The 15,551-nt window shown below is 66.5% G+C and carries 14 protein-coding genes; 10 read left to right on the forward strand and 4 right to left on the reverse strand.

What is annotated here, in order from left to right:
• Both ACM0PK_RS16035 and ACM0PK_RS16040 read right to left on the reverse strand, forming a co-directional pair.
• Positions 1-122: transposase (locus ACM0PK_RS16035; RefSeq protein ID WP_495498533.1), on the reverse strand; the 122-nt coding region annotated here is incomplete at its 3' end.
• Between the two features lie 182 nt (positions 123-304).
• Positions 305-1,672: a helix-turn-helix domain-containing protein gene (locus tag ACM0PK_RS16040; protein ID WP_414607438.1), complete on the reverse strand. Its 1,368-nt coding sequence runs from the start codon at positions 1,670-1,672 to the stop codon at positions 305-307.
• Between the two features lie 115 nt (positions 1,673-1,787).
• On the opposite strand from ACM0PK_RS16040, the gene ACM0PK_RS16045 reads away from it, so the two are divergent.
• From ACM0PK_RS16045 to mmsB, 5 genes are read left to right on the forward strand one after another with little or no spacing between them, the layout of a single operon-like run.
• Positions 1,788-3,293, forward strand: coding sequence for a CoA-acylating methylmalonate-semialdehyde dehydrogenase (locus tag ACM0PK_RS16045; RefSeq protein WP_414607437.1), 1,506 nt, complete (start codon positions 1,788-1,790; stop codon positions 3,291-3,293).
• Between the two features lie 14 nt (positions 3,294-3,307).
• A complete protein-coding gene (locus tag ACM0PK_RS16050; RefSeq protein WP_414607436.1) occupies positions 3,308-4,474 on the forward strand; it encodes an acyl-CoA dehydrogenase family protein in 1,167 nt (388 codons plus the stop codon).
• A complete protein-coding gene (locus ACM0PK_RS16055; RefSeq protein ID WP_414607435.1) occupies positions 4,471-5,268 on the forward strand; it encodes an enoyl-CoA hydratase in 798 nt (265 codons plus the stop codon). The genes ACM0PK_RS16050 and ACM0PK_RS16055 overlap by 4 nt, the downstream gene beginning before the upstream one ends.
• Entirely contained in the window at positions 5,265-6,440 is a 1,176-nt protein-coding gene (locus ACM0PK_RS16060; RefSeq protein ID WP_414607434.1) for an enoyl-CoA hydratase/isomerase family protein, read from the forward strand. Before ACM0PK_RS16055 ends, ACM0PK_RS16060 begins: the two co-directional genes overlap by 4 nt.
• Complete coding sequence (gene mmsB / locus ACM0PK_RS16065; protein ID WP_414607433.1) at positions 6,437-7,327, forward strand: 3-hydroxyisobutyrate dehydrogenase; 891 nt, start codon at positions 6,437-6,439, stop codon at positions 7,325-7,327. Before ACM0PK_RS16060 ends, mmsB begins: the two co-directional genes overlap by 4 nt.
• Before the next feature lie 227 nt (positions 7,328-7,554).
• Here the strand turns inward: mmsB and ACM0PK_RS16070 are convergent, their stop codons facing one another.
• Together ACM0PK_RS16070 and ACM0PK_RS16075 are read right to left on the reverse strand one after the other, a co-directional pair.
• Entirely contained in the window at positions 7,555-7,980 is a 426-nt protein-coding gene (locus ACM0PK_RS16070; RefSeq protein WP_004153735.1) for an organic hydroperoxide resistance protein, read from the reverse strand.
• Positions 7,981-8,091: 111 nt separating this feature from the next.
• Positions 8,092-9,072, reverse strand: a complete 981-nt coding sequence (locus ACM0PK_RS16075) for a cation diffusion facilitator family transporter (protein ID WP_414607432.1) — start codon at positions 9,070-9,072, stop codon at positions 8,092-8,094.
• A gap of 207 nt (positions 9,073-9,279) precedes the next feature.
• On the opposite strand from ACM0PK_RS16075, the gene ACM0PK_RS16080 reads away from it, so the two are divergent.
• The 5 genes from ACM0PK_RS16080 (at position 9,280) to ACM0PK_RS16100 (ending at position 15,537) form a co-directional block, all read left to right on the forward strand.
• Positions 9,280-10,740, forward strand: a complete 1,461-nt coding sequence (locus ACM0PK_RS16080) for a SulP family inorganic anion transporter (RefSeq protein ID WP_414607431.1) — start codon at positions 9,280-9,282, stop codon at positions 10,738-10,740.
• A 7-nt stretch (positions 10,741-10,747) separates the two neighbouring features.
• A complete protein-coding gene (locus ACM0PK_RS16085) occupies positions 10,748-11,299 on the forward strand; it encodes a hypothetical protein (protein ID WP_414607430.1) in 552 nt (183 codons plus the stop codon).
• Between the two features lie 210 nt (positions 11,300-11,509).
• Complete coding sequence (locus ACM0PK_RS16090) at positions 11,510-12,373, forward strand: lysozyme inhibitor LprI family protein (RefSeq protein WP_105163268.1); 864 nt, start codon at positions 11,510-11,512, stop codon at positions 12,371-12,373.
• A 129-nt stretch (positions 12,374-12,502) separates the two neighbouring features.
• Positions 12,503-13,093 carry a lysozyme inhibitor LprI family protein gene (locus ACM0PK_RS16095; protein ID WP_080150383.1) on the forward strand — a complete coding sequence of 197 codons (591 nt, stop codon included), beginning with the start codon at positions 12,503-12,505 and terminating at the stop codon, positions 13,091-13,093.
• A 41-nt stretch (positions 13,094-13,134) separates the two neighbouring features.
• Positions 13,135-15,537: a peptidoglycan-binding domain-containing protein gene (locus ACM0PK_RS16100; protein WP_414607429.1), complete on the forward strand. Its 2,403-nt coding sequence runs from the start codon at positions 13,135-13,137 to the stop codon at positions 15,535-15,537.
• Positions 15,538-15,551: the final 14 nt, after the last annotated feature.

Here is a 15,551-nt window from a genome sequence, read left to right on the forward strand (position 1 = left end):
ACCCAGCGCCTGACCGTGGAGAACTCCAGGCCGTAGCGACGAGCAACGGCTTTGACCGATGTGGAGGTCTTGCAGGCCTCTTTGGCGACCTGCAGCTTGAAACGCGCGTCGTATCTGTTCATGTATCCCTCGGGATTGGATCTGATGTCCAACTCCCGGGGGTCACTTCAGGGACGGGTTTACGGCGTCCCCGCAATCCGACACCGCCCCGCAATCACACGGAATGCCAGCTTTTGCTGTTGCTGTTGCTTCGGCTTCGGCTTCGGCTTCGGCAGGTGCAGGGCGCAGCCCTGCCGAACCAACCCTATCGCCCCGGCAACTGCGCGAACGCACGCTGCATGCAGTCCTCGCGCGGGCACACCCGGCAACCCGGCCCGATCGATACCGAATTGCCCGGGCTCTGCACATCCAGCCCCAGTGAATACACCAGCCGCTCGGCATGCTGCAGATCGCAGCCCAGCGCCACCGCGAAGGTCTTGCGCGGCCGGCCGTGGCCCACCGGGCCACTACTGACCTGCCGCGCCAGCCAGAAATGACGGCGGCCATCGGGCATGCGCGCGGTCTGGGTAAGGATGCGGCCGGGCTGGTTGAACGCCTCGTAGACGATCCATAGCGGGCACGAGCCGCCCACCTGCGAGAAGTGGAAGTCGGTGGCCGAATGGCGCTTGGATACGTTGCCCGCGCGGTCCACGCGGATGAAGAAGAACGGCAGGCCGGGCGCACTGCGCCGTGCCAGCGTGCTCAGCCGGTGGCAGACCGCCTCGAAGCCGACGCCGAACTGGTGCGCCAGCAGTTCGATGTCGTAGCTGCTGGCCTCGGCCGCACGCAGGAAGCGCATGTAGGGCATGACCAGCGCGCCGGCGAAGTAGTTCGAAAGACCCACCCGCGCCTGCGCGATGCGCGCGTCATCGGTGAAGCCCGCACGCGCCACCACCGCGTCGATCTGCGGCAGGTAGCCGTGCAGGGCCAGTTCGGCGGCCATCTGGAACGCCTGCTGGCCTGGCTCCAGGTAGTCCGGCAGCCACAACCGGCGCGTGCCGGCATCGTAATGGCGCTTCTCGCGCCCGGCCTGCAGTGCGGCCACTTCCACCAGCACGCCGTGGCGGTCGGCCAGCAGCTGGCGCAAGCGCGGCGCCACATGCCCAGGCGATAGCCCCCACTCGGCGAACAGGCGCTCGGCCAGTTCGTCCAGCTCGGGAATATGGTTGTGCATGCGGTTGAAGAACTCGCGTACCTGGTCGCCGGCCGGCAGGGTGCTGCCGGCGCCGGGCTCGCCCAGCTGGAATTCCAGCGCGGCGGCATGCTCGCGCAGTGCCAGGTGGCGGCGGTGCAGGTCCAGCAGCGCACGGCTGACCTGCGGCAGGTTGCCCGCCAGGGCGCGCAGTTCGGTGGCACTGACTTCGGCCAGGCCCAGGTCGCGCAGGGTCTCGCCCAGCGCTTCCTGCAGCGCGGCGGGCTCATCTTCGTCGAACAGCGCCGAAACATCCCCGAGTACCTTGCCCAGCTTCTTCTGCACGGCCGGGGTCAGTGGACGCTTGTTGCGCTCAATCTGGTTCAGGTAGCTGGCCGACAACCCCAGTGCCCGCGCCAGGTCAACCTGGCTGTAGCCGCGCTGTTCGCGCAGCCGCAGCAGGCGCAGGCCGAGTTGCCGCTGGGGAGCTGAGGAATTCACAGAATTAACAGGAATCGTGGGAGGTGTTGGCCAGATTAAGCGGATTCAGCCCGGAAATCGAGGTGGATGCTGTGAATAATGCCAAGCATCTTTCGCACCCTGTGGGATTGTCGTCATGACTGTTGCAGCGCCCCGTATCCGCATGCTGATCGATGGCCAGTTCGTTGAATCGGCCACCTCCCACTGGCAGGACGTGATCAATCCGGCCACCCAGGACGTGCTGGCCAAGGTGCCCTTCGCCACCACCGGCGAAGTGGACGCCGCCGTCGCCGCCGCCAAGGAAGCCTTCAAGACCTGGCGCAAGACCCCGATCGGCACCCGCGCGCGCATCTTCCTGAAGTACCAGCAGCTGATCCGCGAGAACATGAGCGAGCTGGCCCACATCCTCACCGCCGAACAGGGCAAGACCCTGCCCGACGCCGAAGGCGATGTGTTCCGCGGCCTGGAAGTGGTCGAGCATGCGGCCGCGATCGGCAACCTGCAGCTGGGTGAGTTGGCCAACAACGTGGCCAATGGCGTGGATACCTACACGATCATGCAGCCGCTGGGCGTGTGCGCTGGCATCACCCCGTTCAACTTCCCGGCGATGATTCCGCTGTGGATGTTCCCGATGGCGATCGCCACCGGCAACACCTTCATCCTCAAGCCGTCCGAGCAGGACCCGATGGTCACCATGCGCCTGGTCGAGCTTGCCCTGGAAGCCGGCATTCCGAAGGGCGTGCTGAACGTCGTCCACGGCGGCGAGGAAGTGGTCAACGCGATCTGCGACCACCCGGACATCAAGGCCGTGTCGTTCGTCGGTTCCACCCGCGTCGGCACCCACGTGTACAACCGTGCCTCGCTGGCCGGCAAGCGCGTGCAGTGCATGATGGGCGCCAAGAACCACGCCGTGGTGCTGCCGGACGCCAACAAGGAACAGACCCTCAACGCGATGGTCGGCGCCGCCTTCGGTGCGGCCGGCCAGCGCTGCATGGCCGCCTCCACCCTGGTGCTGGTCGGTGAAGCGCGCAACTGGGTGCAGGATCTGGTTGAAAAGGCCAAGACCCTGAAGGTCAGTGCCGGCACCGTGGCCGGCACCGACGTCGGCCCGGTCATCTCCTGCAGCGCCCGCGAGCGTGTGGAAGGCCTGATCGCCTCGGGCGTGGAGCAGGGTGCCAAGCTGGTGCTGGATGGCCGCAACCCGCAGGTCGATGGCTTCGAGAAGGGCAACTTCGTCGGCCCGACCATCTTTGCCGGTGTCACCACCGACATGCGCATCTACCAGGAAGAGATCTTCGGGCCGGTGCTGGTCATCCTCGAAGCGGAAACGCTGGAAGAGGCCATCGCGATGGTCAACAGCAACCCGAACGGCAACGGCACCGCACTGTTCACCCAGTCCGGCGCTGCCGCGCGCAAGTTCCAGGAAGACATCGACGTCGGCCAGGTTGGCATCAACGTGCCGATCCCGGTGCCGGTGCCGCTGTTCTCGTTCACCGGTTCGCGCGCCTCCAAGCTGGGCGACCTGGGCCCGTACGGCAAGCAGGTGGTGCTGTTCTACACCCAGACCAAGACGGTCACCGCGCGCTGGTTCGATGACGAGACGCTGAGCCACGGCGTCAACACCACGATCAGCCTGAAGTAACGGCAGGAGCAGCCATGAGCCACTCGATGACGACGGAACTGGAAGAAGCGCAGCAGGCGTACCGCGAGGCAGCGCGCGACTTCGCACAGGCCGAACTGGCGCCACACGCCGCGCGATGGGATGCGGAGGGCATCTTTCCGCGCGAGGCGATCGCCAAGGCCGGTGAACTGGGCTTCTGCGGTCTGTACATGGACCCGGAAGTGGGCGGCAGCGGCCTGAGCCGGCTGGACGCCGCCGTCGTCATCGAGGAGCTCGCCAACATCGATCCGTCGACTGCGGCCTACATCAGCATCCACAACATGGCCTCGTGGATGGTGTCCACGTGGGGCCAGCCAGCACTGCGCGATGCGTGGGGCACTGACCTGTCCTCGGGCAACAAGCTGGCCTCGTACTGCCTGACCGAACCGGGAGCCGGTTCCGATGCGGCCTCGCTGAAGACCACCGCCGTGCGCGACGGTGACTTCTATATGCTGAACGGCTCCAAGGCCTTCATCTCCGGCGCCGGTGCCACCGAACTGCTGGTGGTGATGGCACGTACCGGCGGTGCCGGCGCCGGCGGCGTCAGCGCCATTGCAGTGCCGTCGGACCTGCCGGGCATCAGCTTCGGCCGCAAGGAAGAGAAGATGGGCTGGAACAGCCAGCCCACCCGTGGCATCACCTTCGAAAACGTCCGCGTGCCGGTCAGCCACCTTCTGGGAGAGGAAGGCGGCGGCTTCAAGCTGGCGATGAAGGGGCTGGATGGTGGTCGCATCAACATTGCTGCCTGCTCGCTGGGTGCCGCGCAGGGCGCGCTGGATGCCGCGCGCCGCTACATGGGCGAGCGCCGCCAGTTCGGCAAGGCGCTGGCCGAGTTCCAGGCGCTGCAGTTCAAGCTGGCCGACATGGTCACCCAGCTGGTGGCCGCGCGGCAGATGGTGCACACCGCCGCACGCAAGCTCGATGCCGGGGCCAGCGATGCCAATGTCTGGTGCGCGATGGCCAAGCGTTTTGCCACCGATGCGGGTTTCAACGTCTGCAATGAAGCACTGCAGATCCACGGTGGCTACGGCTACATCCGCGAGTACCCGATCGAGCGCCTGCTGCGTGACTGCCGCGTGCACCAGATCCTGGAAGGCACCAACGAGATCATGCGGGTGATCGTTGCCCGTCACCTGCTCAACACCGAAGAGGAACTGCGATGAAGGATTGGCGTACCCAGGAGCACGTGGGCCTGAAGGTCGAGGCCGACGGCCATACCGCCGTGGTCACCCTGAACAACCCGCCGGCGCACACCTGGACCGTGCACAGCCTGTCGGCGCTGCGCGACCTGGTCGGCGCGCTCAACGCAGACCGCGAGATCTACGCGCTGGTGATCACCGGTGACGGCGAGAAGTTCTTCTCCGCCGGTGCCGACCTCAACCAGTTTGCTTCCGGCGACAAGGCCGCAGCGCGCGAAGCCGCGCGCCGTTTCGGCGAAGCGTTCGAGGCGCTGTCCGGTTTCCGTGGCGTGTCGATCGCCGCGATCAACGGCTACGCGATGGGCGGAGGCCTGGAATGCGCGCTGGCCTGCGACCTGCGCATCATCGAAGACCACGCCCAGGTGGCGCTGCCGGAGGCCACCGTCGGCCTGCTGCCGTGCGCCGGTGGCACCCAGAACCTGCCGCGCCTGGTCGGCGAGGGCTGGGCCAAGCGCATGATCCTGCTGGGTGAGCGCATCAACGCTGAGACCGCGCTGCGCATCGGCCTGGCCGAAGAAAAGGTCGGCAAGGGCGAAGCCAAGGCACTGGCGCTGGAATGGGCGAAAAAGGCCGGTAAGCAGAGCCCGACCAGCATCGCCGCCTGCAAGACGCTGGTACAGGCCACCCGCACCGGCACCCACGCCTCGGCGCTGGTGGCCGAGCGCGAAGCCTTCGTCGACCTGTTCGACACCGCCGACCAGGTCGAGGGCGTGACCGCCTTCCTGGAAAAGCGCGCCGCGCAGTGGAAGAACGCATGAGCACCGACACCGCTGCCGACGACGCACCGGTGCTGTTCGAGGAGCGCGTGGCCGGTAACGGCATGCGCATCGGCATCGCCACGCTCAACGCGCCGCGCACGCTCAATGGCTTCTCGCTGCCGATGGCACACCTGCTGCTGGAGCAGTTGAACGCCTGGGCCGACGACGACGGCATCGCCATGGTGGTGCTGCAGGGTGCTGGCGAGAAGGCGTTCTGCGCTGGCGGCGACCTGCACAGCCTGTACAAGGCCATGGTCGCCTTCCGTGAGGCCGGCCGCAGCGATATCCGCGAGAACGACTACGCCGCCGAGTTCTTCGACGTCGAGTACCGCGTCGATTACCTCATCCACACCTATACCAAGCCGATCCTGTGCTGGGGCCACGGCATCGTGATGGGCGGAGGTATCGGCCTGATGTCCGGCGCCAGCCACCGCGTGGTCAGCGAGCGCTCCAAGCTCGCGTTCCCGGAAATCACCGTCGGCCTGTTCCCTGATGTCGGTGGCAGCTGGCTGCTGCCGCGCGTACCGGGCAAGGGCGGGCTGTTCTTGGCCCTGACCGGGGCGCTGCTCAACCCGGGCGATGCCATCTACGCTGGCCTGGCCGATGTACATGTGCCCGAAGAGCGCCGCAGTGCGGTGTTCGATGCGCTGCTGCAGGTGGCCTGGTCCAGTGAGCCCCCACACAACCACGAACGCCTGACCCATCTGCTGCAGTCGCATGCCAGCGATGCCGCCACCGGTCCGCTGCTGGCCAACGCGGCGCAGGTCGATGCGTTGTGCGAAGGCGATGACCTTGAAGCCATTGTCGCGCGCATTGCCGGCCTGCAGACCGAGGATGCCTGGTTGCAGGCGGCACAGAAAACCCTCGCCGCCGGTGCACCGGGCTCGGCACGGCTGTCCTATGAACTGCAGCGCCGCAGTGCCGGCCAGGATCTGGCCGCGATCTACCGCCTGGAGTACATCGTCGCCCTGCACTGCGCCGCCCACGGCGATTTCGCCGAAGGCATCCGCGCGCTGCTGATCGACAAGGACCGCAATCCGCAGTGGAACCCGGCCACCCTGGCCGAGGCCACCTGTGCGTGGGCCGACACCTTCTTTGCTTCCCCCTGGGCCGCTGCCGCGCATCCGCTGGCCGACCTGGGCACTCCCCTTGTTGAAAGGAGCCTTGCATGAGCCGCATTGCATTCATCGGGTTGGGCAACATGGGTGGCCCGATGGCCGCCAATCTGGTCAAGAACGGCCACACCGTGCGCGTGTTCGATCTGGTCCCGGCCGCGGTGCAGGCCGCCGTCGATGCCGGTGCCAGCGCGGCGTCGTCGGCACGCGATACCCTGGCCGATGCGGAGGTCGTGATCTCGATGCTGCCGGCCAGCCGCCACGTCGAAGGCGTGTACCTGGGCGATGACGGTATCCTCGCCGCGATCCCGGCCGGTGCATTGGTCATCGACTGCAGCACGATCGCACCGGCCAGTGCCCGCAAGGTTTCCGAAGCGGCCGCCGCGCGTGGCCTGCAGATGATCGACGCGCCGGTCTCCGGCGGTACCGCTGGCGCCCAGGCCGGCACCCTGACCTTCATCGTCGGTGGCGGAGAGGACGCGCTGGAACGCGCTCGCCCGGTGCTGCAGGCGATGGGCAAGAACATCTTCCATGTCGGCGCCAGCGGTGCCGGCCAGGTCGCCAAGCTGTGCAACAACATGGCGCTGGGCGTGATCATGGCGGTGACCGGTGAAGCCATCGCGCTGGGTGTTGCGCACGGGCTGGACCCGAAGGTGCTGTCGCAGATGATGGCGGTCAGCACCGGCCGCAGCTGGGCCACCGAAGTGTGCAACCCGTGGCCTGGCGTGCTGGAAAATGCGCCGGCCTCGCGCGGCTACAGTGGTGGTTTCGGCAGCGATCTGATGCTGAAGGACATGGGCCTGGCGGTGGAAGCGGCAATGAGTGTCGGCGCCTCGATCCCGCTGGGCGAAGTGGCCCGCAACCTGTACTCGATGAACCACCAGGCCGGCCGCGGCAAGCTGGATTTTTCCAGTGTGGTGCAGCTCATCACGAGCGAGAAGTAAGGCTTGGATATGTAGAGCCGAGCCCGTGCTCGGCTGCTTTTCCGCCGGATGTTCCCGCGCCGGACGGATCAGCCGAGCAGGGGCTCGGCTCTACAAAAGCGAATGCGTCCCCGGCTGCGCGCCGGGGCCCACCCGAGGTGGGATGGGCGGATGTTCGGTTTCGACCGGCATCCGCCCATTTTTTTCCCTCGCTCGGGTAGTGCCGGCCGCTGGCCGGTATCACCGCATCAGGCCACGATCAGCGTCACGTCGATGTTGCCGCGGGTGGCGTTGGAGTACGGGCACACGATGTGTGCCTTCTGCACCAGTTCTTCCACCTGCTCGCGCGGCACGCCCGGCACGTTGATGGTCAGCTCGGCCTCGATGCCGAAACCGGTCGGGATCTGGCCGATGCCGACCTTGCCGGTGACGGTGGTGTCGGCCGGCAGCGCGACCTTGGCCTGGCCGGCCACGAACTTCAACGCGCCCAGGAAGCAGGCCGAGTAGCCGGCGGCGAACAGTTGTTCCGGGTTGGTGCCCGGGCCGCCGGCGCCGCCCAGCTCGCGCGGGGTCGACAGCTGGATGTCCAGCACGTTGTCGGAGGAGACGGAACGGCCTTCGCGGCCGCCGGTAGAGGTGGCCTGGGCGGTGTACAGAACCTTTTCGATGGACATCGGGATGCTCCTGGTCAGTGGGTGGGTGTTGCGTTGGAGCCTACTTTGCCCGCTTTCCGCGTACGTTGGGTTGCAACGCGTACGAAAAACTTGATCGATCGTCCTGCCGGCCTAGATCGTCCACTCGCGGTCGGTGGTGAACATGATGGTCAGCCAGCGGTCCGGCGAGGCCTCGCCCAGCGCTTCGCCGATCTCGTCGCGCAGCCGGTCCCATTCGACCAGGGGCCGCGGCGGGTCGTCTTCCGGCACCACAAAGAACAGCTCGATCTGCTCGCCACGCCCCACCTGCGCGACGTAGCTGCGGTGCTCGACGAAGCCGTGCCTGGCCACGATCGCGCGTGCCACCGCATCCACATGCGCCTGCAGTTCCGGCGGGGTGACCAGCAGGATGCCGGCCAGCGCCCGGCGCACGGTGCCGAGCGGGGCGATCATCACCAGCACGCAGACGAAGGCGAGGATGGCCGGGTCGATGTACGGCCCGACCCACGCCAGCGAGGTGCCCTGCACCAGCACGCCGCCAAGGAAGGCCAGCAGATAGCAGGCCGACATGCTGGCGGCGATCACCCAGTTCTTCGCGTCCAGTGCGATGAACTCCGAACCGATGCGGCGGTTGGCGCGCAGCACGAACCAGGCCAGCGCACCTTCGCCGACGATCGACAACCCGGCGAAGGCGATGGCCGGACCAAGCGCGATGTGGCGACCGCCGGACATCAGCGCGTCGACCGCATTGACCAGCGCATACAGCGCCGCGCCGATCATCAGCGTGCCGCTCAACCCCAGCACGATCGGCTCCAGGTGCCAGAAACCCATGGTGAAGCGCTGGTTGAGCCGCGACTGCAGCGCGTCGGTGCTGGTGGACAGTGCGATCAGCCGCGCGACCAGCAGTGACAGCCAGGTCATCACCACATCGATCAGGCCGTAGATGCCGTCGAAGATGATCAGCGAGGAATTGGCCAGCAGGCCGAACACCACCGCTGCCGCGGCCAGCAGCAGTGAGCCTGCGATGGACAGGCGCAGCACGCCTTGTTCGGTGGCGGGATCGAAGAACTGTGCGCGGTCGGTGGCCATGGCGCGATTGTAGAGCGGAGCCATGCTCCGCTGCCGTTGCGGACTGTCGACGCTGTCCCTTGGCAGCCCTGTGCCGTAGACTGCGTCCCTCCCACGTACCGATTCCCGCCTGCAGTGATCACGCCACCCTGACCCTTGCCGCACCTCGGCAGCCGGCCCGCCCGGCTCAGGAACCCGCGTCTTTCACTGCAGCGCCACGTGGCCCAGCCCGCGTGTGCGCGGAGTTTTACCATGCAAACGTCTTATCCCCTGCGCCAGCAATGGCTCGGCAACCTCCGTGGTGATCTGCTGTCCGGCACCGTCGTCGCCCTGGCACTGATTCCCGAAGCCATCGCGTTCTCGTTGATCGCCGGCGTCGACCCCAAGGTCGGCCTGTATGCTGCTTTCTCCATTGCCGTCATCACCGCGATTGCAGGGGGCCGCCCCGGCATGATCTCTGCCGCCACCGGCGCGATGGCCCTGGTGATGGTCGACCTGGTCAAGGACCACGGCCTGCAGTACCTGTTTGCCGCCAGCATCCTGGCCGGCCTGCTGCAGGTGCTGGCCGGCGTGTTCAAGCTGGGCTCGCTGATGCGCTTCGTCTCGCGCTCGGTCATCACCGGCTTCGTCAACGCGTTGGCCATCCTGATCTTCCTGGCCCAGATGCCCGAGCTGATCGGCCGCGGCCCCACCGTGTATGTGCTGTGCGCCACCGCGTTGGCGATCATCTACCTGCTGCCGCGCATCAACCGCGCAGTGCCTTCGCCGCTGGTGGCGATCATCGTGCTCACCGCCGTGGTCATCGGCTTCGGCATCGATGTACGCAGCGTGGGCGACATGGGCCAGCTGCCCGACAGCCTGCCGTACTTCCTCATCCCCGATGTGCCCTTCACCTGGGAAACGCTGCGCATCCTGCTGCCGGTGTCAGCCACGCTGGCGGTGGTCGGCCTGCTCGAATCGATGATGACCCTGCAGGTTGTCGAGGACATCACCGAGACGCCCAGTGAGCGCAACCGCGAGTGCGTCGGCCAGGGCCTGGCCAACACGGTCACCGGTTTCCTCGGTGGCATGGCCGGCTGCGCGATGATCGGCCAGTCGGTCATCAACGTGACGTCTGGTGGCCGCGGCCGCCTGTCCTGCCTGGTGGCCGGCGTGCTGCTGCTGGTGCTGGTGGTATACGGCAGCGACTTGGTGCGGCAGATCCCGATGGCCGCACTGGTGGCGGTGATGATCATGGTCAGCATCGGCACCTTCAGCTGGCGCTCGCTGCGCGACCTGCGCACGCATCCGCGCAGCTCGTCGGCAGTGATGCTGCTGACCGTGGTGGTCACCGTGGCCACCCACGACCTGGCCAAGGGTGTGCTCAGCGGCGTGCTGTTGTCTGCCCTGTTCTTCGCCCGCAAGGTGGGCCGCATGCTCGACGTGCAACGCGAAGACGTTGCGGACATGGACATGCAGGTCTACCGCGTGCGCGGCCAGGTATTCTTCGCCTCCGCCGGACAGCTGGGTGCGGCGTTCGACTACCAGCACGTGGCGCCGAAGGTACAGATCGACCTGCGGGAGGCCCACCTGTGGGATCTGACTGCCGTCGCCGCGCTGCAACGCGCGCAGGAAAAGCTGACCGCGCATGGCGCCGAAGTCAGTGTTGTCGGCCTCAACGCGGCCAGCCAGACGCTGATCGAACAGGTGGGGGACAGGGGCGGTGCGTACTGATGGCCGCTTGCTGTTTTCGCTTGCAAGTTTTCTGATTGAGGCCTGCCTTCACCGGATGCACTGTGATTTCGTGCATTCGGCACAGATCGGAAAAGGACGAGAGATGATCGCAATACGCGTGTTTCCGGTACTTCTGTACTCCGCACTGGGTCTTGGCTTGACGGCGCTATCGCCCAGTGCGGTTGCGACCTCGCCCCGCATCGTTATCGAACATGTTTCCCACCACCGCGCAGGAACCGCTGAGGCGGCGGCGATCGCACGGTGGCTGGACAGCATCCCGGATGCGGATCGGCGGACGATGGAGCTGGGCACGATTACGGTGCAGCAGCGCCGGCCCCCCTCCGATGCCTGGGGCTCTGCCGCAGTGGCCCCTCCCGTTCCGCTTCCGGCCTCGGGTGCTGCCGGTGAGAAGATCACCATCACCAATGAGCTTCCCGGTGGCTTCGTGGAAACCTGGACGTTCCAGTGGGTTGCGGGAGAGGGTGGGGGCGGTTGGAAGCAGACCGATTACGAAACGCACGCGCCGATCGTGCAGCCTGATCGGCCCAACGAGCTGTGACGGAGCGGTGGTGGCCGGTCGCAGCAGGCCACCACCGCTCCAAAGTTGGTCGCGTCAGGTTTCTGCGGTGCCGTCCGCGCAAGCTGAATTCAGTCAGCCATCTGAAACCGCCGCTGTCGTAGGATCTGCACCGTGATCGGGGCCGATGGACGGATCCTCCCGGCCGGCACCCGCTGGCCACAAGCAAGGGAGATGCAAGCAATGCAGGTAATGGATGCCCATGGGGGCAATGAACAGATCGCCTCCGGCCGTCGGTACTGGAAGGTGCTGGCCCTGTGCCTGGTGCTCACCGCGTGCCAGGCGCCTTCTACCCCGGCATCGGCCGAAGCGGCGGCCGCTCCGGTTCCGCTCGCCGCGGCAGCGCCGGCAGCGCCCCCCCATGCAGTGACCGGTGATTCCTCTCGGTACCCGGATGCGTCCTACACGGACGGTCGCCTGCGCCCGGCTTATGGCTGGTGCGTGGATGGCGTGGAGGATGCGGGCAAGCTGCAGGCCTGCGGCAAGGATGAACTGGCCTATCAGGAAGGGCGCCTGCAGGAGGGTGCCAGCAAGACTGTGACCGGGCTCGACGCTGCTGCGAAGCAGGCGTTCCTTGCCACCCAGGCGACCTGGCGCAGCGATACCGACCGTCATTGCTCCGCTCCGACCAATGCCGGTGTGGATGACCTGAAGGCACAGGAGTGCCGCCTGTTCCGCGTGGCCAACCGTGCCGACGCATTGATGGCGCAGAGCGGCCCGCCCGATACCTCCTACACCCAGGCAACGCTTCGCCCGGAATTCATCCGCTGTGTGCAGCAGGCCCGTGGCATGAACGACCATATCCAGGCCTGCGGCGATACCGAGCTGGCCTACCACCAGACGCAGCTGCAGGCCGAAGTGGCGCGCCTGATGAACGGCCCCGACAGTCCGGCCAAGGACCGCTGGATGGACGAACAGGCCACTTGGGCCGAGGACACCGACAAGCGCTGCAGCCCGGCTACAGAGAGCGTGGGCCAGGCGCTGGACGCGCAGTCGTGCCTCATCAACCGCTACGCCAACCGCGCGGTGGAACTGCAGGCGCGCGAGCGCCGTTGATGTCGGCTGAAACCTGAATTCAGTCAGGCATCGGCATTCTGCGCTGGCGTAGCATCCTCACCGTGATGGGGCCGATGGACGGCTCCTCTTTGCCGACCCACCCGGCGACTCACCAGGGAGAAGCAAGCAATGCAAGCCTTGAGCGCGCCTGCGCGCATTGATCGATCCGCCTTTGAAATCCGACGCGGAATTGCGCTGGTGATGTGCCTGTTGCTGGGCGCCTGCCAAGCCCCTTCGGCCGACAGCGCCACGGTTGCCGCTGCCGCCAGCGCAGATGAGCCCACACCGGCAGCCACATCGACACCGGCCAGCGCGACGCCTGCAACTACAGCCGCCGATGCCGACGCGGATGCCGATGACTTTCCCGCGCCGCTGCCCGATGCCTCCTACACCCAGGCCAACCTGCGTCCTGCGTACACCCGTTGCGTGGACGCCAGCGAAGCGGTGACAGCACGCCTGCAGGCATGTGGCGACGAGGAGTTGAGTTACCAGGAAGACCGCTTGGCCGAGATCGTCGCCGGTGTCGTGGCAAGTCCCGACAGCAAGGCCAAGGATGACTGGATGGATGCGCAGGCTGCCTGGTGGTCGGACACCAATCGCCATTGCCGCTGGGATCCCAAAACCGATGGCCAGGGCCAGAGGCTGGACGCGCAGTCGTGCCGCATCAACCGCGTGGCCAACCGCGTTGACCAGCTGCAGGCCGCTGCACGCAGCAAGTGACCTCAATCCACCGCATTGCCAACTGAGAGGAGTCCTTCGACATGGATGTAGTGACCGATGCAAGGAAGGCGATGGAACACTGGCATCGCGGCCAGTCCTCCGCCCGTTTTGAAACCGACAACCGTGGTCCAGGCTGGATTTCCTCGGGCAAGGGTGACCATGGCGGCGTGTCCTATGGCAGCTACCAGTTCGCCAGCGCCGTTGGCGGGGTGGACGAGTACCTGAAGTCGTCCCGCTATGCGGACCAGTTCCACGGCCTGAAACCTGCGACGGAAGCCTTCAGCGAGCGCTGGAAAGCGTTGGCCGCACGCGACGAAAAGGGCTTCGCCCAGGAACAGCACGATTTCATCCAGCACCAGTATTACGACGTGCAGATGGATCGCCTGAAGAAGGTCGGCGTGGACCTGCAAGGTCGCGGCCCTGCCGTGCAGGACGCGCTGTGGAGCACGTCGGTGCAGTATCGCAACATGACCCGTGGTGTATTCCAGAATGGCCTGAAACAAGCCTATGGTGATGATTACAAGCTGTCCGAGCTGAGTGACGAGCAGATTGTCAGGGCCGTGCAGGATTACAAGCACGCCAACGTCCAGCGCCATTTCGAGAGCTCGCCCAAGCAGTGGGATTCGCTGCGCGAGCGCACGCTCAATGAAAAGTCCGAGCTGGTTGCGCTGGCGCGCTACGACAGGATCAACCACGATCCGCAGCCGTACCAGGGCAAGACCTACGAACAGGCGTTCGGCGAGCCGGCGCATCGTCAGTCCGCCGCGCGCCCGGCGCGTGCACCGATGGCCGACGGTGTGCTGGTGCAGGGCGAACGCGGCAATGAAGTGCTCGCGCTGCAGCAGAAGCTGGCGCAGGCCGGCTACACCGGTGTGGATGGCAAGGTGCTGAAGCCCGACGGCGATTTCGGCAGCGATACCTACCACGCGGTGCGTCAGTTCCAGAAGGCGCATGGGCTGGAAGAAGATGGCAAGGCGGGGCGTGACACGCTGTCTGCACTGAACGCCGGGGTTCGCCCACCCGCACAGACACCGGCACCGCCATCGGTACCCTCGCCAGAACGCCACGAGCCGAAGGCGCCCTCTACGGATGGTGCGCCGGTGGCGGCCGCCCCCGGTGGCGGCCGCATCACGGTGATCGAGCCCTACGGCAATGTCACCAGCAACCGCACGCTGGCCCACGGCATCAGTGGCGAAACGGCCTATCGCGAACTGAAGATCCATCATCCCAACACCAATGCCGAAGCCGTGCGCACCGGCGATGCCCGCAAGGCCGACCGCCAATCGGGCATGGTCGAAGGCGAGATGGAGAACATCCGCACACGTGAGGACAAGAATGACATTCCGCTGGTGCGCAAGGACCTGATTCTCACCGATCGCCTGGGCAGCCGCGATGTGATGATTCCGAACCCGGTGGCCGGCTACGCGCAGTTCAACAAGGACGCGACCAATTCGATCAGCCTCTACAGCCACCCGGCCGGCGATCCGCGCCGTGAGCTGGTAGGCCAGGTGCTGCACGGCGCCGCTGGCACGTCGCCCTACAAGAACGGTGACTTCGTCGAGTACGGCGCTCCGCTGATCCAGCAGTCGAACGCCGGCAGCAAACCGGTGCATGCGCATATCGAAGTGGAGCCGGCGCAGTTCCGCCGCTACCTCGGCGACATGCTCAACGACCGCATCACCCTCGGCGGCAAGGTACACGCGCAGGGGCCGGAAGCAGCGCAGGCCGCACGCGCCACGCAGCAGGCGCCGATGGCCGACGGCATGCTGTTGAAGGGCGAACGCGGCGATGAGATCAAGGCGCTGCAGGGCAAGCTGGCCGCGTTGGGTTACACCGCCGCCGACGGCAAGGCGCTGGGCACCGATGGCATCTTTGGCAAGGACACGCTGGCAGCGGTCAAGCAGTTCCAGGCCAACAACGGCCTGGAGCAGGATGGCAAGGCCGGCCGCCAGACCCTGGCGCGCCTGGACGACCCGGCCGCAGTGAAAGCCGGCGCGCAGACCGCCGCCGCCCCGGCACGCGCCGAACCGACCGCACCGGCAGCGCCCAGCATGCGCGATCCTTCGCATGCCGAGAATCCGCGCTTCAACCAGGCCCTGGAGAAACTACAGGAGCTGCAGCAGCAGCGCGTGCAGGCTGGCCTGTGCCCGCTGTTCGCCAATGCGCAGGAAACCGAACGCGCCGCCGGCCAGCTGGCCTACGAGAGCAAGGTCGCCGGCATGCGCCAGATCGACCATGTGGTCGCACGCCCGGATGGCAGCGGCTTGTTCGCCGTGCAGGGCAATGTCGGCGACCCGGCTGCGCAGCGCACCTTCGTCGACAGCCGACAGGCCGTGTCGCAGTCGGTCGAGGCCAGCACCCGCCAGACCGAGGAACTGGATGTCCAGTTCAACCAACGCGTGCAGGAACAGCAGCAGGAGCAGGTGCGCAACCGCGGCCTGTAAGCCTGCTGCACTGT

Origin of the sequence: Stenotrophomonas sp. FR010, from assembly GCF_047520755.2 — a bacterium.
Classification (GTDB): domain Bacteria; phylum Pseudomonadota; class Gammaproteobacteria; order Xanthomonadales; family Xanthomonadaceae; genus Stenotrophomonas; species Stenotrophomonas sepilia.